The organism is Nonomuraea sp. NPDC049695 (genome assembly GCF_040674955.1).
Lineage (GTDB): Bacteria > Actinomycetota > Actinomycetes > Streptosporangiales > Streptosporangiaceae > Nonomuraea > Nonomuraea helvata.
Map to the genome: position 1 here is coordinate 133,433 of NZ_JBFANV010000017.1, position 20,690 is coordinate 154,122.

Sequence of the window (20,690 nt, forward strand, 5' to 3'; positions counted from 1 at the left end):
TTACGTTCGCAATGTGAACGAGCCTGTCATCGATCTGACCTCGATCAACGCCGTCGTGTTCGACACCGACGGCGTTGTCACCGACACCGCTCGGGGGCACGCGGCGGCCTGGAAGCACGTCTTCGACGCGTTCCTGCGCGGCCGCTCAGAGCCGTTCGACATCCGCGACGACTATCTGCGCCATGTGGACGGCCGCCCGCGCCTGGACGGCATCCGCGCCTTCCTCGGGGCACGCGGCATCACGCTGCCCGAGGGCTCGCCGGAGGACGAGCCGGGCGCGGCGACCGTGCACGGGCTCGGCCTGGCCAAGGACGAGATCTTCATGGGCCAGGTGGAGAAGTACGGCGTGGCCGCGTTCCCGTCCACGGTGGCGCTCCTGCACGAGCTGCGCCAGCGCGGCGCCCGCACCGCGGCGGTCTCCGCCAGCCTGCACGGCCGCAAGCTGGTCACGTCGGCCGGCGTGATGCACCTGTTCGACCTGCTGGTGGACGGCAACGACGCGGCGCTGATGAACCTGCCGGGCAAGCCCGACCCCGCGCTCTTCCTGGAGGCGGCGCGCCGCCTGGCGCTGCCCGCGGCCAGGGTCGCGGTGGTGGACGCGGCGCTGCCCGGCGTGGAGGCGGGCAGGAAGGGCGCGTTCGGGCTGGTCGTCGCGGTGGCCAGGGACGGCGCCGCCGCGGCCGAGCTGCGCGCGGCGGGCGCCGAGGTCGTGGTGTCCGACCTGGCCGAGCTGGTGATCAGGGGCAAGGTCCCACCCGTCTAACCTTGGGTCGTGACCGTTCTCATCGACCCGCCCAACTGGCCCGGGCCGCGTGGCCTGATGTGGTCGCATCTGGTCAGCGACAGCTCGCTGGCGGAGCTGCACGACTTCGCCTCGCGGCTCGGGGTGCCGGAGCGGGCGTTCGACCGCGATCACTACGACGTGCCGGAGACCGTGCACGCCAGGGCGGTGGAGCTGGGGGCGGAGGCGGTCAGCTCGCGGGAGCTGCTGCTACGGCTGGTCGCCTCCGGGCTGCGCCGCCGCAAGCGCCGCCAGCTCCCGTGACATGTTCGCCCGTGCCCGCTCCTCCCACAGCTCGCGCGCGCGGCAGGTCCGGTAGAGACGCGGTACGGCCAGCAGCCGGCGCAGCACCTCGGCCCGTCCCTTCCTGAACAGGTCGTCGGGCACGTGGGCGTACTCCTGCCGGATCCTGGCGGCGTACTCGTCATAGCCGGGCCGGCCGAGCACGGCCAGGTCGGCGTCGCACAGGACGGCGCCGTTGCGGTCCCCGGCGGCGAGCGTGTCGTGGGCGGCGGTGAGACGTACGAGCCGCGCGACCTCGGCCACCCGCGAGGCGGGCACCCCGCACGCGGGCAGACGTGACTGGGCGAGCTGGGCGCTGCGCTCCTCGTCCCGGCCAGGCCGCCCGTCGTAGACGGCGTCGTGGAACCAGGCGGCGAGGCGTACGGCAGCGGGATCTTCCGCGAGAGCGGCGAGCGGGGAGATCGCGCCGAGCACGGCGGCGAGGTGGTCGAGGGTGTGGTAGCGGCGGTGCGGCTCCGACCAGCGGGCGATCAGCTCCGCCCCCGTGGCCAGGCAGGCGGGCGACTCCCCCGCCAGCGCGGTCCAGTCGTCGATCACCACCCCACCGTACCTTTGATAGCGTCCTGGGTATCGAGCCGAACCAGCGGGAGCCCCGGCGCCTGCCCCGATGGCGGGAGCTTCGTGCCGTCATGCCCGCGCGGCCCCGGCTCTCCAGGGCGCGGCGGGTGGCGGACGCCGCCGACGTCGCCGACCTCCGGCTGCTGGCCAGGAGGCGCGCCCCGCGCATGGTGTTCGACTACGTGGACGGCGCGGCCGAGGGCGAGCGGTCGATGGCCAGGGCGGTGGAGGCGTTCGACCGGGTGGAGTTCAGCCCGCGGGTCCTGCGCGACGTCGCCGCGGCCCCGACCGCCGTCGAGATCCTGGGCCGGCGGATCGCGATGCCGCTGGTGCTGGGGCCCACCGGGTTCACCAGGATGATGCACCGCGAGGGCGAGCGGGCCGTGGCACGGGCGGCCGAGCGGGCGGGGGTGCCGTACACGCTGTCCACCATGGGCACCACGACCGCCGCCGACGTGGCCGCCGCGGCGCCCGACGGGTGGAACTGGTTCCAGCTGTACGTGGTCCGCGACCGCGCCCGCACACTCGAGACGCTCTCCCTGGCGCGGGCGGCGGGCATGGACGTGCTGGTGGTGACCGTGGACGTGCCGGTGGCCGGGGCGCGGCTGCGTGACGTGCGGCACGGGCTGACGGTCCCGCCCGCCCTGCGCTGGCGCAGCGTGCTGCAGGCGGTGCGGCATCCGGCGTGGTGGTTCGACTTCCTCACCAGCGAGCCGCTCAGGTTCGCCACGGTGGACGGGGCGCCCGACGACCTGGCCGGGATCACGAACCTGATGTTCGACCCCTCCGTGACCGTCGCCGATCTGGAGTGGATCCGGTCGGCGTGGCAGGGGCGGCTGCTCGTCAAAGGGGTGCAGCGGGTGGACGACGCCAAGGAGCTGGCGGCCGTGGGGGTGGACGGCGTCGTCGTGTCCAACCACGGCGGGCGGCAGCTCGACCGCGCCCCCACGCCGCTGGAGCTGCTGCCCCACGTGGTGGCCGCCGTGGGCGACCGCACGGAGGTCTTCCTGGACGGCGGCGTGCGGAGCGGGGCCGACGTGGCCGCGGCGGTGGCGCTGGGCGCCAGGGCCTGCTTCGTGGGCCGCGCCTACCTGTACGGGCTGATGGCCGGCGGCGAGCCCGGCGTGCGCCGGGTGCTCGACCTGCTCCACGCCGAGCTCGTACGCACCCTTCAGCTGATGGGCGTCGGCGGGGTCGCCGACCTCGGCCCCGACATGGTGCGCATCAGGGAAAGGTGACGCCCCCGGCCCGCCCGCCCCATACCCGTCATTCATTGACAACGCGGACGCGTATTTCGCCGCCTCCGTCGCCGCTCTGCTCCTTCACACGGGGACGACGTTCCCACCGCACAAGGAGATCGGAATGGCTACCGGAGAATTCCAGGTGATGAAGGTAACGGCCGAGCAGTTAGCCGGCGTTCTCCACAGCCAGGTTGTCGACCCCGGCGCTCAACCCACGAACGTCGTCTGCAGCACCGAGGGTTGGACCGTGGACGTGAACTGGGAGGTCACCGGCGAGCTCGTCGACTGGCTGTCGGGCCGCTGGAATGTGGAGATCATCGCCGACCTGGTGGGAGGTGGCGAGTCGAGGCACCCCTCACCTCCTGTGGAACTGACCTTCACCCCCGGCTCGGGCCGGTACACCGCGTCCGTCCCCATGCGCGGTCAGCTCGCGCCCGGCATCTATGACCTGGTGGTCAACCTCACCACCACGACCGCCGCCGGCACCGCGGGGGCGCTCGGCGGGTTCGTGGTGCTGAGCAAGATCGTGGTCAAGGAGTGACGCGCGCCGCCCCGGGCGGCCCGTCCGGGGCGGCGCCTGCTGCCGCTCGGCTACCTGCAAGCTCATCCTGCCGCTTTGGCTACCTGCAAGCTCATCCTGCCGCTCGAGCGACCTGCAAGCTCATCCTGCCGCTCGGCGACCTGCAAGCCCGTCGCAAGTCGGGCCTTCTACGCTCCTGGCGTGGCGGCCACGGGGGAAAGGCGGGCCGCCGGACGTATCTGACGCCGCTGGAGACGCTCTTAACTCCTCGAGGCGAACCAACGGGAGACCCCATGGCCGACACCACGATGACCGCGGACGACGTCCTGCGCATCGCCGCGTACAAGGACCGGAGCCCGGCTCTTGAGGCGATGGTCATCGCCTACAGCTACCACCGCGTCGCGGGGGACCTCGCCCAGCACCTGGGCAAGGACGCGAACAACTGGTACTGCTACGCCACCTGGACCTCCAAGGCCGTCGGAGAGAGCCTCGACCTGGGCCCCGACTCGCCGTTCATCATGGACTTCAGCAGGAAGATGAGGGTGCCCCACCGCTTCAAGCGGGTGTTCAGGGCGGTGCTGCTCACCCTGCTCGGCCCCAGCTACCAGCTCGGGCTCGCGCTGGCCAACCGGGCCATCTTCCTGGAGACCGCGAGTCTGGCCGTCAACCTGTGGAACGACTCGCCCGACCGCTACCTGCGGGTGAGTCCGGAGTCGGACCTGACGCCGACCCCGCCGGAGTTCCTGACCGAACTGCTGGCCGAGGCCGACGACCGCTACCTGAAGGACGCCGCGCAGCTCCTGGTCGAGGCCAGGCAGGCCACCGACCCGGAGGCGCGGGCCGAGCTCATGTTCGGCGCCAGCATCGCGCTGTCGGCCTACGAGCAGGCACGCGCGCAGAAGGCCCTGGAGCTGGTGCTCTACCGGCCGGTCAGGTGGCTGACGCGGGTGTCGTGGCGGTCGCTGCGCTCGCTGGTCACCCGGCGGCCCTTCCCCCGGTTCCGCCTGTACGCGGCGCGGCACGAGGACCAGCCGTGGCTGACGCGCTGGCTGGAGCAGCAGTGGTCCTCGCTCTACACCCGCCACCTGTTCGCCGTGAAGACGCCGCTCAGCGACGTCAAGGTCGGCAGGCCGCTCACGGCGCCGGCGGGGGTGGACATGGCGAAGGTCTGGGCGCCGATCCAGAACGAGAAGGTGCGCAAGCTCGCCGAGGAGTTCATCACCGAGGACCAGGAGGCGTCCACGGCCGGGGTGGCCGACTGGGTCTCCTACCCCGACCGGATGCGCTTCATCGTCAGCTATTTCCGCGTCTACCAGCACGTCGCCGCGCTCTACGACGTGCCCTTCGCCAAGGACGTCGCCGACGGCCTCGCCGAGGAGATGCGGCGCGGGCTGGTCCCCCAGGCCGTCAGCGGCATGCTCGCCCGGGGCGGCCGCAGGGTCTACCGCTACCCGGCGGAGTCCGACCCGGACGCGTACGAGATGGCGCACTTCGACTTCGAGCCGTTCCTGGAGGCGATCCAGCTTGACCCGTCCGCGAAGTGAGGGAAGTGCGTCAGTCCAGGAAGTCGCGGGTGATCTCGCGGGCCTGAAGGAGGCCGCGTAGCTTCGCGAAACAGCGGGCTCGGGTGGGCCCGATGCTCCCTACCGGCCTGCCCAGCCTGCGTGCCACGTCCACGTAGTGCGGCTCGGAGGTTTCCGTGAGCGCTCTGAACAGGACCCGCTGCGCTGCCGGCAGCTCCTCGACGAGCTCGGCCAGCGTGCCGGCCAGCCAGATCCTGGCCAGCTCCCTGTCCACGTCGTCGGTGCTGCCCAGCGTGTCGAGGTCGGGGGTGCAGATCTCCTTGGTCCGCTTGCTGAGCTTGAGGCACTCGCGGAAGGCGATCGTCGCCAGCCAGCCCGCCATGCGCTGGCCGTCCTCCACGCTCCTGAGGTTCTGCCAGGCCAGCAGCCAGGTCGTCTGGAGCACGTCCTGGGAGTCCTCGTGGCTGAGCCTGAACCGGCGGATGCGTGCCTTGAGCATGGGGCTGAACTCCTCGACCAGCCGCTCCCACGCCTCGGCGTCGCCGTCCTGCGCGGCCGAGACCAGGGTTGCCGTGTCGGGCCGTTCGATGGTGTCCACGTACATGTCGATCTCCCTGCCTGGCCGGGTGTTCGGGGGGTCGCCATTACCGGCCGGCACACCTACGGTGCGCCGAGTGATCGATTTGAGCTGTCTTGCGCGTGACAGTCCAGATGTGTTCCGCATCACACCTGGGAGATCGCTTGTCGCCGGCTGTCCCCGCCCGGGATGCGGCCTAGAGTTCTCGCATGAGCGGGTTTCCACGCGACATCCAGCCGGTCGCCGCCGTGCTGGCGGAGATCCCGCTGTTCCGCGTACTCGGAGAGAGCGGCATCGAGACCACGGCGCGGGCCGGGCTGTCGAGGCGATACCGGTCGGGGCAGATCATCTGCCACCAGGGGGACCCGGGAGAGTCCTTCTACGTGCTGCTGGACGGCCTGGTGAAGGTGGTGTTCACGACCGAGCACGGCGACGAGATCGTGCTCAACATGCTCGGCCGCGGCGACACCTTCGGCGAGATGGCCCTGCTGGACGGCTCGCCGCGCTCGGCGTCGATCGTGACGGTGCGCCCCGCGTGGGCGTTCGTGCTGCCCAGGGCGCGGCTGCTGGAGCTCATGCGGGAGCATCCGGGGCTGGCCGACGAGTTCCTGCGCATGCTCGGCCACATGGTGCGCAGACTCACCGACCAGGCGGCCGACCTGGCCTTCCTCGACCTGGGCGGGCGGCTGGCCAAGCTGCTGCTGCAGCTGGCCGACAAGCACGGCCAGGCCGACGGGGTGGTGGACCTGCCCGGGCTCACCCAGTCCGACCTCGCCGCGCTGATCGGCGCATCGCGGCCGGCGGTCAACCGGGCGCTGCAGTCCCTCGTCGCGAGGGGCCTCATCGCCGTCGAAGGCCGCACGATCACGCTGCTGGATGTCGCCGCCCTGCGGAAACGGGGTGGCCTCTGACCGAGATCTGGAGTACGGGGTAGATGAACGAACAAGACCGCTGGCCGGAGGAGAGGTTCCGGCAGCTGAGGCAGCAGGCCGACCCGGACATCGACAAGGTGGTGGCCGGCTATCTGGACGACCAGCCCGCGGGCACAGGGCCGCTCGAGCTGGTGAAGGCGGTGGTCCAGGAGCTGTCGGCGGCCAAGCAGGAGGCCAGGGCGCCTTCGGGCGAGCCGCCCGCCTCCGAGATCTTCGAGGCCCTCGACTTCGCCGCGGACCTGCCCGAGTGGGGCGACGACCGCGATCTGCTGGCCAAGGGGCAGGCCGTGTTCGCCGACTACGGGCTCTACCAGGCGGCCGCGCTGTTCTGCAAGTGCCTGCCGATGGCGTACGTCGAGGTGTCCAGCGCCAAGGTGCTGGCCGGCGTCTCGCGGCTGGCCACGCACGGCCTCACCCGCCGGGTGGCCGAGACCGGGCAGATGCTGGTCGACGTGATGGGGCTGAAGGCCGTCAACAGCCTGGAGCCCGGCCGTCCCGGCCACACCACGGCGATCGGGCTGCGGATCCTCCACTCGTTCGTGCGCGCGCTGGTCAACGAGCGCTTCGCCGGCCACTGGGACACCGCGCGGTTCGGCCCGCCGGTCAACCAGGAGCTCCTGCTTGCCACCATCTTCGACTTCTCCGTGGTGACGTGGGAGGCTCTGGAGAGCATGGGCGTGACGCTCTCCGACGAGCAGCGCGCGGCCCACCTCTACACATGGAGTGTGTTCGGCCACCTCATGGGTGTGGAGGCCTGCCGCGACAGACCTCTCACGCTCGACGACGTCGAGCCGGTCAGCGAACGCCTGGGCCGCCTGTACGAGTCCAGCGACGAGGGCCGCCGGCTGATGGCCAGGCTGCTCGAGGAGATGGAGGGGTTCATGCACCTGGGGTGGCGCAAGCTGCCGCGCAGCCTGGTGCACTGGGTCTTCCGCGACGCCAGGTACGGCGCCGACCGCGTTCCCGAGCTCCTGGGCGTGCCCAAGCCGGCGTGGTGGTTCACGGGGCTGTTCACGGTGGCGCGCGCGGCGCACCGGCACTCCAGGCTGGCCGGGCCGGTCGACGGCCTGGTGCGCTGGCTGGTGCGCAGGGTCGGGCGGCAGCTCGTGATCGCGCTGATCGACCGCCACTCCGACGGGCAGGCGGCGTTCCGGATCCCCGAGGAGCTGGCACGTGCCTGGCGGATCAGGCAGTCGCGTCCGGCGGTGAAGACGCGCGCGATCCGCCGCACCGTCCGCAAGACACTGCGAGCGCCCGTCCAGGGAGGGTCGCGCAGGTGACCGTTCTGCACGCGCCAGGCACGCTGACCACGGCGACGATCCTCTTCACCGACGTGGTCAGCTCCACCGCCATGCGGATCAGGCTCGGCGAGGAACGCGCCAACGTCGTCTTCCGCCGCCTGTACCAGCTGCTCCGGTCCGTGGTGACGGCCAACGGCGCCACGTTCACCAAGAGCCTGGGCGACGGGCTGATGGCCGTCTTCGACTCGGCGACGGCGGGGCTCGACGCGACCATCGCGGTGGAGCAGGCGGTGGCCGACGAGAACGAGCGCGCCCTGGAGAAGATCTCCATCAGGGCCGCGCTCGCCGCGGGCGACGTGTGCTGGGGCCACGACGACGTCAGCGGGCTGCCGACCGTCGAGGCGGCCCGCCTGGTCGCCATCGCCGAGGGCGGCCAGGTGCTCTGCACCGATCTCGTACGGCGGCTGGCGCAGGGGCGGAGCCGGCACGAGTTCAAGGACCTGGGGCGGCTGCCGGGCAAGGGTCTGCGCGAGCCGATGCACACGTACGAGCTGCACTGGCAGGCCGCCGACCACCACGAGATGGGCGGGCTGGCCCCGTGGCTGGACGACGGCCACGTGCTGCCGTTCGTCGGCAGGGACGAGCAGCTGCGGGCGCTCGACAGGGAGCTGGCGACGGCCGAGTTCGGCAGCGGGCTGGTGGTCCTCCAGGGCGACCCGGGGGTCGGCAAGACCCGGCTGGCGTCGGAGGTGGCCAGGCGGGCGCTCAAGCGGCAGTTCACGGTGCTGGCGGGGCGGTGCACCGATCCGGCGCGGCAGGCGTACGAGCCGATCGCCGGCGCCGTGGAGCGGCTGGCCCGCACCTCGCCCGCGCTGCTGCTGCGGGCCGGGGTCGACCAGCAGTGCGGCCAGCTCGTCCGCCTCGCGCCCTCGCTGGCCGCTCCCCCGCTGTCGCTGCAGGTGCCGCCGGCCACCGAGCCCGTGTCCGAGCGCTACCACCTGATGGCCGCGGCGCGCACGCTGATCGAGCGCCTGGCCACCGTACGGCCGGTGCTGCTGGTGATCGACGACCTGCAGTGGGCGACGCTGGAGTCGCTGCAGATGCTGAACGCCCTCATGTGGGACTCCGAGTCCCTGCCGCTGCTGGTCCTGGCCACCTCACGGCCCGTGCCGGTCGAGTCCGCCATGCCGGAGCTGCACAAGCTGACCGCCGACGGCCACCTGATCGAGGTCCCCTCCTTCGGGCCGGACGAGGTCTCCCACGCGCTGGCGGAGGTGCGCGGCGGCGGCGACTCCGCGCTGCTGCACCGGATCACCGGCGGCAACGCGTTCCTCATCAGCGAGGTGGTCAGGGAGCTGGCCGCGGGCAAGGACCTCGACGCGCTGACCGTGCCCGACTCGGTGACGCGGATGGTCATGGCGCGGCTGGCGCAGCTCCACCCGGACGCCAGGGACCTGGTCAACCTGCTGGCCGTCGGCGAGCGCATGGACTCGGCGGAGCTGCGGCTCGGGCTCGACCTCGACGAGGGCAGGTTCGTGGCCGCGGTGGAGGAGGCCATGGGCGCGGGCCTGGTGACCATGTCGGACGGCGGGGCCTGCCGGTTCTCCCACGAGCTGACCAGGAACGCCCTCTACTCCAAGCTCTCCACCCCGCGTGCCGGGCTGCTGCACGGGCGGGTGGCCGACGCGCTGTGCCAGACGGATCCGCGTGCCATGGAGACCCGGCCGTACGTCGTGGCCACCCACCTGATGGCCGCCGCCGAGCACGGCCACGACCCGGCCCGCGTCGGCGCCGCGGCCGAGGCGGGCGCGCGCGCCGCCCAGCACGCGCTGGCCGGGCTGGCGCACCGCGAGGCGGTCACCTGGTATCAGCGGGTGCTCGACCTGCTGCAGGACTTCCCCGGCGCCACGCTGGAGCGGCGCGCGGAGCTGCTGGTGGAGTGCGGCAGGGCGAAGTGGCTGGCCGGCGACCCCGACGCCAGGCAGACCCTGGCGCAGGCGGCCGACCTGGCCAGGCAGTGCGAGCGCGGCGACCTGATCGTCATGGCGGCGCTCGGTGGCGACCGCGGCTTCTCCACCATCTCGGCGGCGCCCGACCAGCAGCGCATCGCGCTGCTGACCGAGGCGCGCAGGCTGGTCGACTCCACCGACCTGAGCACCAGGGCGCTCCTGGCGGCCAAGCTCGCCTCGGAGCTCATCTGGGCGCCCGACGGCGAGCGGCGCTTCGCGCTGAGCGACGAGGCGGTGGCCCTGGCCCGCAAGTCGGGCGATCCGCGCACGCTCGCCGGCGTGCTCGGGCTGCGCAGCCTCACGATCATCCCCGCCGACCCGCTGCACCAGCGCCACCGCGACGGCGACGAGATGCTGGAGGCGGCCCGCCGCACGGGCGACGACCTGGCGCTCTTCCACGCGTACGTGCAGCGCACCCCCCCGGTGCTCGACCACGGCGACGTGGCCAGGGCCGCGACCCTGCTCGACAGGGCCGACGAGCTGGCGCACCGGCTGGCCCAGCCGCACCTCAACTGGCTGATCGGCTACTCCAAGGCCGGGCTGACGCTGATGCAGGGCGACCTGGCGCAGGCCGAGTCGGAGGCGGTGTCGGCCATGCGGCTCGGCTCGGAGATCGGCCGCCGCCTGGAGGCCGTGGCCATCTTCTCGGAGCAGATCGCCGAGATCCGTCGGCTGCAGGGCCGGCTGTGGGAGCTGCGCGACCGGCTCCGCCGCGCCGCCCAGGCGCCGCGCGTGGACCCGGTCCACGCGGTGCTGCGCTACCTGTGCGAGATGGCCGACGAGGAGGCCGCTCCCCTGCTGGAGCGCATCCTTTCGTACGGGGGCGCGACGCCGCCCCGCAACATGGCCCACCGGCCCGCCCTGGACAACCTCGCCGTGGCCGCCTCCCGCCTGGGGCGGGCGGAGCTGGCGGGGCAGCTGTACGACGCGCTGGCCTCCGACGGGGAGACGTTCGGGCACGGCACGGTGGCCCACCACTGCGGGCACCACTACCTGGCGCACCTGTGCGTGGCGATGGGCTCGCCGCAGCGGGCCGCGGAGCACTTCGAGGCCGCGGCAGAGGTGCACGAGCGGCAGGGGGTGCCGCTCATGCTGGCGGAGTCGCTGCTGGACTGGGCCGACCTGCTGGAGCAGGAGTCGATGAGCGGGCCCAAGCCGGCGGACCTCCGCAAATGGTGCGCCTCGCTGCTGTCCGGCCGCGGAGCGCTGCTGCTGGAACGGCGGCTGCGCTGATCACCGGGGGCTGATGTCAGGAGGTCAGCGTCAGCGGAGGTAGGAGGCGCCGTTGAGGTCGAGCACCGCGCCGCTGGCCCATTCGGCGGCCGGAGAGGCCAGGTAGACGACGGCCGCGGCGATCTCGTCCGGCCGCGCCACCCGCCCGAACGGGCTCTGCGCCCGGATCTCGTCCCCTCTCGGGGCCTTGAGGTGCTCGTTGGTCATGTCCGTCTCCACGAACCCGGGCGCCACCCCGGCCACCGCGATCCCGCGCGGGGCCAGCGCGATGGCCAGCGACTGGCCCAGCGCGTTCAGCCCGGCCTTGCTCGCCCCGTACGCCGGACCGTCGGGCTCGCCGCGGAAAGCGCCGCGCGAGGAGACGTTGACCACGCGGCCGCCGGCGGGCATGTGCTGGACGGCGCACCAGGTGACGTTGGCCGGGCCGATCAGGTTGATGTCGAGCGTGCGCTGCCAGGCCGTCCGCCACTCGTCGTAGGACGTCTCGGTGATGGGGTGGTGGAAGAAGACGCCGGCGTTGTTCACCAGCACGTCGATCCCGCCCAGCTCCCGCGCCGCCGCGTCCACCATGCGCCGCACCGCCTCGGGATCGGCCAGGTCGGCCTGGACGATGACGTGACCCTGGCCGGGCAGCTCCGCGAGGAGGCTCTCGGCGTCCTTCGCCGAGTCCCGGTGGTGGACCGCCACCCGGTCGCCCTGCGCGGCGAACGCCGCCGCGATCGCCCGCCCGATGCCCCTCGACGCACCCGTGACAAGAACTCCACGCCCGCTCATGCGCCGCACCCTAGCAGGGCCCTTGATCGCGGCGGAGCGCCGGTACTTACCGCTCAGAGGCGGCGTTCGGGCTCGCGGGCGGGTGGCGCCCAGAAGGGCGGTGTGCCGGTCCGGCCGGCCGGGAGGCGGACGGTGAAGGTGGCGCCGGCGCCGGGGCGGCCGTCCGCGGTGACGGTGCCGCTGTGGCCCTCCACCACCTCCCGTACGAGCGCCAGCCCCAGCCCGAATCCTCCTCCCACGAACCGGGTGAAAAGGCGTTCGGCCTGCGCCGGATCCAGGCCCACCCCGTCGTCCCGGACCTTGAGCAGGACGGTCTCGCGCTCCCTGGACAGGGTCATCCAGATGTGGCCGCCCACGCGCGTGTGGCCCAGCGCGTTGTCCAGCAGGGCCGAGATCACCCGGCGCAGCGCGGACTCCACGCCTCGCACCACGTGATCACCCTGGCCCTCGCACCGGACCTCGATCGTCACCCCCTGGGCCTCAGCCCGGGCGCTCTCGGCCACCGCCAGCTCCGAGACCAGCACCGCCAGGTCCACCGGGCCGAACGGGCGGCGGAGCTGCTGGAACTGGGCCGACTGCAGCAGGTCCTCCACCACCTCGCCCAGCTGCCTGGTGCCGGTGACGAGCTGGTCGACCTCGTCGAGGAGCAGGATCCGGTCCGTGCCGCCCCGCATCCGCCGGGACAGGAGCTGGGCGCGGGTGTGCAGGCGGGTCAGCGGGGTGCGCAGCTCGTGGCTGACTTCGGCGGCGAAGTGGCGCCGGCGCGCCAGGGCCTCGCCCAGCGGGGCGATGGCGCGGCGGGAGATGACCTGGCCGACCAGCAGCGCGGCCAGCAGGCCCGCGACCTGCGCGCCGCCGAGCGTGCGGAGCAGCCGCCGGCGTTCCTCGACCTGGTAGCGCAGGTCCATCGCGGCCTGGACCGTCGTGTCGCCGCGCCGCTGGGTGCGGATGAGGTACGCGTGCCCGGCCACCTCGACCTCCTCGACCCGTGACGGGGAGCCGGCGGCCAGGTCGGCCAGGCGTACCGGGAGCTCCTCCGGCGTGCCGGGAGAGCTCCACACAGCGCCGTCGCGCAGCTCGGAGAGCCACACGCAGGGAGGAGGGTGGGCGATGGAGGCACGAGTGACGGCGGCGGCCAGGTCGCGCTGCGCCGAGTCGGCCTGCTGGTGCACCATGAAGCAGTAGACCAGCACGCCGACGAGCGTGAGCAGCACGAAGATCGCGCCCGCGACCTGAACGGTGAGACGGCGGCGGGCCCGCTTCAGCAGCCGCTTCTCGAGGTCCTGCCGGTGCGGATCGGCCCGCCCGCCTGGCACCGGCAGGCTCATAACTCACCCAGGCGGTAGCCCACGCCTCGCACGGTGTACACGACCCCCGAGCCCAGCTTGTTGCGCAGGTAGTAGACGTACGTGTCCACGATCGATTCCTTCTTGGCGCCGTCGAAGACCCGCTGCCGGAGCGACGTGCGGGTGTGCACCTGCCGCGGCCGGGCCGCCAGGGCGCTGAGCAGCCGGCATTCCTGCCCCGACAGCGCCACCTGCTCGCCGTTCGGCAGCCGGACGATGTGCGACTCGGAGTCCAGCCAGCCCGCGCCGAGCGGCAGCAGCCTGGCCTGGTCGATGTTCCTGCGGTGCAGGGCCCGCACCCTGGCCAGCAGCTCGTCGATCTCGAACGGCTTGACCAGATAGTCCTCCGCGCCCGCGTCCAGCCCGGCGACGCGGTCGGCGAGCGAGCCGAAGGCGGTCAGCACGAGCACGGGCGTGGTGACCGCCCGTGCGCGCAGCCGCCGGAGCAGGTCGATCCCGTCGAGCGAGGGCAGGCCGCGATCGACGATCAGCACGTCGTACGCTCGGCTCAGCCCGAGGTGCAGCCCCCGCTGCCCCTCCAGCGCCAGGTCAACGGCGTAGCCCTGCTCCGTGAACAGGTCGACGAGCATGTGCCCCAGCTCGCGGTCGTCCTCGATGATCAGCAGCCCACGGGCCGCACCCGGTGAAGCAGCCACGTGACCACGGTTACACCACCGCTGGCGCAATTACCAGATCCACTCGTCAGGAAACCGCAGGCACCCCGGCTCACCTGCGCGTTCACGACGGATTGGATCTGACAAGCTCAGGGGGTTCGGCCACCTTGGTCGCATTCTCGAGGCGCTCGGGCAGGGCCAGCTTGTACAGCGGCAGGGCGCCCGCCGTGGTGATGACGGCCACGAGCACCAGCATGGCGAAGAGCTCGTCAGTGATCATGCCTTGGGCCAGGCCGATGTTGATGAAGATGAGGATCATCAGCCCGCGGGCGTTCATCAGGGCGCCCACCGCGTACGACTCCCGCCGGCCGAACCCGAGCCCGCGCATCGCCAGCGAGCACCCGAAGTACTTGCCGCAGAACCCGGCGAGCAGGATCAACCCGAACGCCAGCACCATGCCGCCGCCCGCGATGCCGCCGAGATGGGTGTTCAGCCCGGAGAAGGCGAAGAACGTCGGCAGCAGCAGCGTCGAGACGACCTCCATCATGCGGCCGTGCAGCGCCTGGCGGAACGCCGGGTCGCGCGGCATGGCGAGGCCGGCGAAGAAGCCGCCGAAGACCGAGTAGACGCCGATCCAGTCCGTCAGCCAGCCGGCGGTGAGCGGCACGAGGATGACGACGTACATGCCGGTGGCGCCGAGCCGGCCGGTGCGGGCCACGGTCCTGCCCAGGGGGCGCAGGGCGGGGGCGACCACCTTGAGCATCACGACGGCGAACACCGCGGTCAGGCCGATGGTGGGCAGCGCGCCGGTGGGGCCGGAGCCGAGGTGCATGGCCGACAGGACGGCGAGCAGGCACCAGGCCAGCGCGTCGTCGATGGAGGCGGCGAGGAGGGTGAGGCGGCCGAGGGGTGAGTTCTCCAGGCCGCGTTCGTACAGGATCCTGGCCAGCATGGGGAACGCGGTCAGCGACAGCGCCCCGCCGACGAACAGGGCGAACTGGAACGGGCTGACGTCGGGGCGCGAGAGCATGTCGTACAGGAGGAGCGCGGCGCCGAAGCCGAGCAGCAGTGAGGGGACGATGCCCGCGGCGGCCAGCGCGGACGCCTTGCGGACCTCGCCGGGTGTCCGTGCGCTGTGGTCGAGGCCGGCGCCGACCAGGAACATGTAGAGCGTCAGCCCGATGGTGCTCAGCACGTACAGGACCGGCCTGACCTCCCGGGGGAACAGGGCCGCCTGCGCCTCCGGGAAGAGCCAGCCCAGGAACGTCGGGCCGAGCAGCACGCCGGCGACCATCTCGCCGAGCACGCGCGGCTGCATCACCAGTTGCGCCAGGCGGCCGCAGATCGCCGCCGTGATCAGGATGACGACGAGGGCGGGCAGGACCTTGAGTATGAGGGCGAGGTTCGGGTCGGGGGCCGCGACGTGGGGGATCAAGAGGACAGGCATGTCAGTTCTCCGCTGAGTGATGGAAGTGGCGCTCGCAGAGCCGTTGCCTGCGGGCGTCCCAGACCATGTACGTGCCGAGGACGAGTTGTACGAGGCTGCGCCAGACGTCCTCCCAGCGGTCGCGGACCCGCATGAAGGCGAGTGCCGGCCGCACGCGCCGGGGCGCGCCCATCGGCGTGAGCAGACACGGTCCCCGGTTGGGCAGGGAGCGGGTGTGGGCGGCCGAGGAGTCGAGGGCGTACCGGTGCAGGACCTCCCGCGCCGCGGCCCGCATGGCGATGGGGGCCAGCCGCCAGGCGGGACAGGGACGGTTGGCGGCGATCCCGAACGGGATGTGGTTGAGCTCTTTGGCAGGCCGGTCGAAGCGTCCGGGGTCGAAGTGTCCCGGGTCGGGGAATCCGGCGCGGTGGAACTCGGGGTAGTCGAAGCAGAGCACCGACCCGGCCGGGATCGCGGTGTGCTCGTCGAGCGGGATCTCGCCGGTGGTGATGCGGTGGGCGATGCCGAAGAGCGGGTAGAGCCGCAGCGTCTCGGCCATCACCTGGTCGAGATAGCGGTCGTCGCCTGTGCGCGCCTTGTCCTGCACGCCGGGGTGCTGGGCGAGGACCATCAGCAGGTGGGCCGTCGCCTCCGACATCTGGACGACGGCGGTGGTGAAGAAGGCGCCGTGCAGGTAGTACGCCTGCTCCTGGGGCGACAGGCCGGCCGGGAGCGGGATCCGCACCTGTGACAGGCGGCCGAGCAGGTAGCGGGTCAGGCGCCGGCGGCGCTCCATGTGCCGGAGACCGGTGCATTTGAGCGAGGAGACCACGTCGTCGGCGTTGCCGACGATCAGGTCGCGGGCCTCGCGGGGGCACGGCTCGGCGAACACCAGCTCGTACGAGAACTCCGCCCACAGCGGCATCACCACGTCGCGCAGCCGCACCAGCCCCCGGACGCCCGCCAGCGTGCGGGCGGCGCAGCGGCGCGTGAGCTCCTCGGCCTCCGCGCGCGGCACGGCGAGCAGCCCGCGCGTCGTCCTGGCCACGGCGTCGTACCGCTCGCCCGCCTCCAGGTGCTCCTGGTGCATCTCGGGGCCGGGCGACAGCCAGTACCAGAACAGGTCCGACAGCGCGGCCCCTTTGCTCCGCCCGCTCGCGTTGGGATGCGAGTAGACCTCCTTGAAGCGGTCGATGCCCACGAGGTCGCCGGGGACGGGGATCCCCTCGTCGCCGTTGATCCGGTTGAACACGCGTACGCGCAGTGCCACGACCCTGCCGGGCAGCCACCATGGCAGGCTCACGACGACGGCCAGCGCGAGCAGCATGATCAACACAGCTGTCGCACCATGCCCGGCTCGAGATCACTGATGGACGCGCAGCCGCACAGGGTGAGCGCGTGCTCGACCTCCGCGCGCAACAGGCCGAGCACGCGGGCCACCCCGCGCTCGCCGTCCGCGGCCAGCCCCCAGATCACCGGGCGGCCGATCGCGACCGCCGCGGCCCCGAGCGCCAGCGCCTTCAGCACGTCGGTGCCCCGCCTGACGCCACCGTCCAGCAGCACGGGCACGGCCCCGCCGACCGCCGCGACGATGTCCGGCAGCAGGTCGATCGTGGCGGGGACGGTGTCGAGCTGCCGCCCGCCGTGGTTCGAGACCATGATCGCGGAGACGCCGTGGCCGAGGGCGAGCCGGGCGTCCTCCGGATGTGTGATCCCTTTGAGCACGATCGGCAGCGCGGTCATGTCCCTGAGCCGGTCGATGTGCTCCCACGACAGCTCGGGTGACATGGCGATCGGGCGCACCCGGTCGCCGTCGCGCAGGTTCTCGCAGCACAGGTGCTCGGGCAGGTCGTGGAAGCCGTTGCGCAGGTCCCGCTCGCGCAGGCCGAGCACGGGCGAGTCCACGGTGACGACCAGTGCCGTGCAGCCGGCCGCCTCGGCGCGGCGCACGACGGCCTCGGTGAAGGCCGGGTCCGGCTGCACGTACAGCTGGAACCAGAGCCCGGCTCCGGGCGCGGCGGCGGCCACGTCCTCGACGGCGACGGTCGCGGCCATGCTCACGATCATGATCGTCTCGGCGGCGGCGGCCGCCCGCGCCGTGGCCCGCTCGCCCTCCGGGTCGGCGAGCCGGTGGAACGCGGTCGGCGCCACCAGCACGGGCATGGCCGCGCGGCTGCCGAGCAGGGTCACGTCCGTCTGGAGTTTGGCCAGGCCGCGCAGCACCCTGGGCACCAGGCCGAGCCGGGCGAACGCCTTCTCGTTCGCGCGCAGGGTGACCTCGTCACCTGCCCCGCCTGCGAAGTAGTCGTAGTGGGCGGGCTCGAGGCGGTCGCGGGCCGCGGCCTCGAACTCGCGCAGGCTCCACCGCTCCATCACACCGCGACCGCGGCCGTGCAGCGGGCGAAGAAGGCGCGGAGCGGTTCGACGTGGATCTCCGGGGAGTTCCACTCGTTCTCCAGGTTCTCGGTGATGTGGTGGGCGACCGGGGCCTGTCCCGGCACGTGGTGGCGGACCACGGGGTGGAGGTAGTGGCCCTCGTGGGCGCGGGCGGAGTCGCTCTGCCGGATGCGGCCCACCTCGATGTCGAAGGGGTCGATCTTGTCGTGGTCGGGGCCGTACTCGAGGGTGATCGCGAAGTGGCCGCGCTCGCCGACCGGCGGGCCCTGCAGGTCGTACGGCACCTCCTCCATGTAGCGGGCGGCGCCTCCGTCGAGCACGATGACGTCGGCGAGCAGGCCGAACTGCTGCCACAGCGCCGACGTGCGGTTGACCCGCTCCAGGACCGCCGCCGCGAGCGCCGCCGGGTCGGCGGGCAGTTCCCTGGCGGGCCAGGGAACGTCGTGGTAGCGGGACTCGAGGACGCGGTGCAGCGCGCGGACCCCGTACCTGAAGCCGTGGATGAAGCCGCTGGTGCCGTGCTTGAAGTCACGCGACTGCGTGATCGTCCCGGCGAAGTGGAGATCCGGCACGTTGACGGACTCGTAGGCCGGGGTGAGCGCCGGGAACCTGTCGTTGATCATCAGCTCGGGCCGGCAGCCGTCGCCGAAGATGGACGCGTCGAAGCGGAAGCCGGTGCAGAGGATCACGCGGTCGTACGGGATGTCCTTGGTGACCTCGTTCACCCGGGCGAAGGAGACCGTCACCAGGTACGTGCCGTCCGGTTTCCGCTCGATGCGCTTGATGTCGCCGTCGAGGATCGCGTTCTGGGACTTGAGCTGGTAGGTGTCCAGAAAGCCGTTGTTGACCGCGCGCAGGTGGCCGACGAAGTGCGTGCGCCAGGCCATGCGCACCGAGTGCGGGCCCGCGACGTGGATCACCGCGGCGGTCTCCATGAGGTTGTCGGCCGTCTCGAACGCCGAGTTGCCCTTGCCGATGATGAGCACCCGCTGGTTGAGGTGGTCGGCCGGGTCGATGGAGGCGGTGCCGTACAGCTCGGCGGTCTCGATGCCCGGGATGGGCGGGATGTTGGCCTGGGTGACGCCGGTCGCGACAGTGATCTGCTTCGCCTCGTACCTGCGGCCGGACTCGTCCGTCACCTGGAACAGGCCCGATCGGTCGATGCGGACCACGCGCGAGCCGTACGCGATGCGCAGGCCGCACTTGTCGGCGAAGTCGGACAGGTAGCGGACCATGTCGTCGGCGTGCGGGAAGTACCGGTCGCTGTAGCGGGTGAACAGCAGGCCCGGGTCGTCCGACAGCAGCGAGTTCCAGTCCATCCTGAGGTTGAGCTCGGGGTCGTCCCACCCGGTGTGCTTCTTGTTGATCGAGATGAGCGTGCGATGGCGCGGGAACGTGCGGAAGAACTGCCCCGGCGCGGGACCCGCCTCGAGGATCAGGTAGTCCCGCCCCTGCTGCTGCAGGAAGTACCCCAGTTGCAGGCCCGCCGGGCCCGCGCCGATCACCAGGTGGTCCAGGGTCGTGTCCGGCACTGACGCCTCCGTCACAGCTATGTGATTGAACGAACAACATCAGTGTTGGCGGGCAATTCTCAGAATTTGCTCAGAGAGGGCGCTTTTGTCGGGCTTCCCGCTGGTGGCGAGCGGGACGGCGGACATGATGGTGATCGTCTGAGGGACGCTGTCCTCGCCGAGCTCCTTCCGCACCAGCGCTCTCAGGGCGTCGCGGCCGGGAGCCCGTCCCGCGGACGGGACGACGAACGCGTGCACGGCCTCGCCGGTGCCCTCGTCGGGGGCGCCCACCACGTACGCCTCGTCCACGTCGGGGTGACCGGTCAGCACGCGCTCGATCGGGCCGGCGTACACGACCATCGCGTTGACCATGACCACGTCGCGGGAGCGGCCCGCCAGATGGAGGAATCCGTCCTCGTCCACGTGGCCGAGGTCGCGGGTGCGCAGCCAACCGTCCCGCAGGGTCGCGCGGGTCTCCTCATCGTCGCCCCAGTAGCCCTTCATCAGGTACGGGCTGCGTACGTGGATCTCGCCTTGGGTGTGGCGAGTGACCTCCTCGCCGTCCTCGTCGCGCACGCTGATCTCGACGCCGGGGTGCGGGCGGCCGACCGGTTCCAGCACGCCCGCGGCGATGTGCTCCGGGGTGAGCATGGCGATGTTGCCTGCCTCCGTCTGCCCGTACCCCTGGTAGACGACGGGCCCGAGCCTCTGGACCGCCTCGGCCAGCCGCCGGGGGCTGATCGGCGAGCCGGACACCATCAGCGCCCGCAGGCTACTCACATCCACCTCATCGAGAAATTTCAGCATCTGGGAGAGTTTCGGCACGGTGATGATCGAGCCGGTGATCCGGTGGCGCTCGATCGCGTACGGGAACACGGGCCGCCCGTCCTCCTCGGGGATCACCGCGGTGCCGCCGCCGAGCAGGCACGGGGCCACGAACTCCATGACGACCATGCTGGCGAGCGTGCCGAACAGCAGGTAACGCTCGAATCCCCTGGCGAGCCCGGCCGCGACCGGCGACCACAGGCGCGGCTGCCACGCCCAGTGCTCGGTGAGCGCCCGGTACGTGATCGCGCACCCCTTGGGCCGGCCGGTGCTGCCGCTGGTGAAGGTCAGCAGCGCCACGTCGTCGGGCCGGGCCGCCACGTCCAGCGCCCGGCCGTCGCCGGGGTGCCGCAGGAGCTCGTCAAGGCGTAACACGGGCTTTCCGGGCAGGTGGCGCGCCGCGGCCCTGAGCAGATCGGGCGTGGCCGTCGCGGGGTCAGTCACGGGGCCGGTCATGGGGCCGGTCGCAGGGCCGGTCGCAGGGCCGATCACGGGCCCGGTCGCGGGGTCGGTCGCTGAGTCCACGAGCAGGGCGTCGACGTCCATCCCGAGGATGTGGGCGAGCTGCCCCTCCGGGTACCCGGGCCGGATGCCGACCACGCGGCAGCCCAGCGTGTGGGCGGCCATGTGGGCGGCGAACGACTCGGGCGTGACGGCCGTGCGGATCGCGACCGCCCGTCCCGGGCCGAGGCCCGCCGCACGCAACGCGCCGGCCAGCCGCCCGATCAGCTCCAGCAGCTCGCCCCGGGAGACGGCCCTGTCGCCGTGCTCGAAGGCCGTGCTGCCGGGTGTCTCGCGCAGCGCGTCGAGAAGGGAGTTCGGGAAGAGCATGTGCGCTCCTCTGTGCTTTCATCGGCGGTAGGCGTATTTATCGGGATT

18 protein-coding genes are annotated in these 20,690 nt (G+C 72.2%); 8 read left to right on the top strand and 10 right to left on the bottom strand.

What is annotated here, in order from left to right; translation table 11 throughout:
* Nucleotides 1-13 precede the first annotated feature (13 nt).
* Together AB0J64_RS17830 and AB0J64_RS17835 are read left to right on the top strand one after the other, a co-directional pair.
* A complete protein-coding gene (locus tag AB0J64_RS17830) occupies nucleotides 14-763 on the top strand; it encodes an HAD family hydrolase (RefSeq protein ID WP_364027815.1) in 750 nt (249 codons plus the stop codon).
* Nucleotides 764-772: 9 nt separating this feature from the next.
* Entirely contained in the window at nucleotides 773-1,045 is a 273-nt protein-coding gene (locus AB0J64_RS17835) for a DUF4031 domain-containing protein (RefSeq protein WP_344994698.1), read from the top strand.
* Here the strand turns inward: AB0J64_RS17835 and AB0J64_RS17840 are convergent.
* The gene (locus AB0J64_RS17840; RefSeq protein WP_364027818.1) at nucleotides 992-1,621 is read right to left on the bottom strand and encodes a metal-dependent phosphohydrolase; all 630 of its coding nucleotides are present in this window, start codon (nucleotides 1,619-1,621) and stop codon (nucleotides 992-994) included. The genes AB0J64_RS17835 and AB0J64_RS17840 overlap by 54 nt on opposite strands.
* A 92-nt stretch (nucleotides 1,622-1,713) precedes the next feature.
* Between AB0J64_RS17840 and AB0J64_RS17845 the strand changes: the two genes are divergently transcribed.
* The 3 genes from AB0J64_RS17845 to AB0J64_RS17855 all read left to right on the top strand — a co-directional run bounded on the left by AB0J64_RS17845 (nucleotide 1,714) and on the right by AB0J64_RS17855 (nucleotide 4,947).
* Nucleotides 1,714-2,880: an alpha-hydroxy acid oxidase gene (locus tag AB0J64_RS17845; RefSeq protein WP_364027821.1), complete on the top strand. Its 1,167-nt coding sequence runs from the start codon at nucleotides 1,714-1,716 to the stop codon at nucleotides 2,878-2,880.
* 124 nt (nucleotides 2,881-3,004) lie between these two features.
* On the top strand, nucleotides 3,005-3,424 hold the full coding sequence (locus AB0J64_RS17850) for a hypothetical protein (RefSeq protein ID WP_364027824.1): 420 nt from the start codon (nucleotides 3,005-3,007) through the stop codon (nucleotides 3,422-3,424).
* Nucleotides 3,425-3,696: 272 nt separating this feature from the next.
* Nucleotides 3,697-4,947: a hypothetical protein gene (locus AB0J64_RS17855; RefSeq protein WP_364027827.1), complete on the top strand. Its 1,251-nt coding sequence runs from the start codon at nucleotides 3,697-3,699 to the stop codon at nucleotides 4,945-4,947.
* A gap of 10 nt (nucleotides 4,948-4,957) precedes the next feature.
* On the opposite strand, the gene AB0J64_RS17860 is transcribed toward AB0J64_RS17855, so the two are convergent.
* Nucleotides 4,958-5,530, bottom strand: coding sequence for a sigma-70 family RNA polymerase sigma factor (locus AB0J64_RS17860; RefSeq protein WP_344994683.1), 573 nt, complete (start codon nucleotides 5,528-5,530; stop codon nucleotides 4,958-4,960).
* 182 nt (nucleotides 5,531-5,712) lie between these two features.
* Here AB0J64_RS17860 and AB0J64_RS17865 point away from each other — a divergent pair, with 182 nt between their 5' ends.
* From AB0J64_RS17865 to AB0J64_RS17875, 3 genes are read left to right on the top strand one after another with little or no spacing between them, the layout of a single operon-like run.
* A complete protein-coding gene (locus tag AB0J64_RS17865; RefSeq protein ID WP_364027831.1) occupies nucleotides 5,713-6,414 on the top strand; it encodes a Crp/Fnr family transcriptional regulator in 702 nt (233 codons plus the stop codon).
* A 23-nt stretch (nucleotides 6,415-6,437) separates the two neighbouring features.
* Nucleotides 6,438-7,715: an oxygenase MpaB family protein gene (locus tag AB0J64_RS17870; RefSeq protein WP_364027834.1), complete on the top strand. Its 1,278-nt coding sequence runs from the start codon at nucleotides 6,438-6,440 to the stop codon at nucleotides 7,713-7,715.
* Entirely contained in the window at nucleotides 7,712-10,918 is a 3,207-nt protein-coding gene (locus AB0J64_RS17875; protein WP_364027837.1) for an AAA family ATPase, read from the top strand. The genes AB0J64_RS17870 and AB0J64_RS17875 overlap by 4 nt, the downstream gene beginning before the upstream one ends.
* Before the next feature lie 30 nt (nucleotides 10,919-10,948).
* Here AB0J64_RS17875 and AB0J64_RS17880 read toward each other — a convergent pair whose 3' ends face one another.
* The 8 genes from AB0J64_RS17880 to AB0J64_RS17915 all read right to left on the bottom strand — a co-directional run bounded on the left by AB0J64_RS17880 (nucleotide 10,949) and on the right by AB0J64_RS17915 (nucleotide 20,642).
* A complete protein-coding gene (locus AB0J64_RS17880; RefSeq protein ID WP_364027840.1) occupies nucleotides 10,949-11,692 on the bottom strand; it encodes an SDR family oxidoreductase in 744 nt (247 codons plus the stop codon).
* Nucleotides 11,693-11,745: 53 nt separating this feature from the next.
* Nucleotides 11,746-13,020 (bottom strand): HAMP domain-containing sensor histidine kinase, encoded by a 1,275-nt coding sequence (locus AB0J64_RS17885; protein WP_364027843.1) that lies wholly within the window; start codon nucleotides 13,018-13,020, stop codon nucleotides 11,746-11,748.
* The gene (locus AB0J64_RS17890) at nucleotides 13,017-13,694 is read right to left on the bottom strand and encodes a response regulator transcription factor (RefSeq protein WP_364027846.1); all 678 of its coding nucleotides are present in this window, start codon (nucleotides 13,692-13,694) and stop codon (nucleotides 13,017-13,019) included. The genes AB0J64_RS17885 and AB0J64_RS17890 overlap by 4 nt, the downstream gene beginning before the upstream one ends.
* 82 nt (nucleotides 13,695-13,776) lie before the next feature.
* Nucleotides 13,777-15,099 carry a cation:proton antiporter gene (locus tag AB0J64_RS17895; protein ID WP_364027849.1) on the bottom strand — a complete coding sequence of 441 codons (1,323 nt, stop codon included), beginning with the start codon at nucleotides 15,097-15,099 and terminating at the stop codon, nucleotides 13,777-13,779.
* 1 nt (nucleotide 15,100) lies between these two features.
* Nucleotides 15,101-16,405 carry a cytochrome P450 gene (locus tag AB0J64_RS17900; RefSeq protein ID WP_364027889.1) on the bottom strand — a complete coding sequence of 435 codons (1,305 nt, stop codon included), beginning with the start codon at nucleotides 16,403-16,405 and terminating at the stop codon, nucleotides 15,101-15,103.
* A gap of 2 nt (nucleotides 16,406-16,407) precedes the next feature.
* Nucleotides 16,408-17,451 (bottom strand): alpha-hydroxy acid oxidase, encoded by a 1,044-nt coding sequence (locus tag AB0J64_RS17905; RefSeq protein ID WP_364027852.1) that lies wholly within the window; start codon nucleotides 17,449-17,451, stop codon nucleotides 16,408-16,410.
* On the bottom strand, nucleotides 17,451-19,007 hold the full coding sequence (locus AB0J64_RS17910) for an NAD(P)-binding domain-containing protein (protein ID WP_364027855.1): 1,557 nt from the start codon (nucleotides 19,005-19,007) through the stop codon (nucleotides 17,451-17,453). The genes AB0J64_RS17905 and AB0J64_RS17910 overlap by 1 nt, the downstream gene beginning before the upstream one ends.
* A 39-nt stretch (nucleotides 19,008-19,046) precedes the next feature.
* The gene (locus tag AB0J64_RS17915) at nucleotides 19,047-20,642 is read right to left on the bottom strand and encodes an AMP-binding protein (RefSeq protein WP_364027858.1); all 1,596 of its coding nucleotides are present in this window, start codon (nucleotides 20,640-20,642) and stop codon (nucleotides 19,047-19,049) included.
* Between the last annotated feature and the right edge of the window lie 48 nt (nucleotides 20,643-20,690).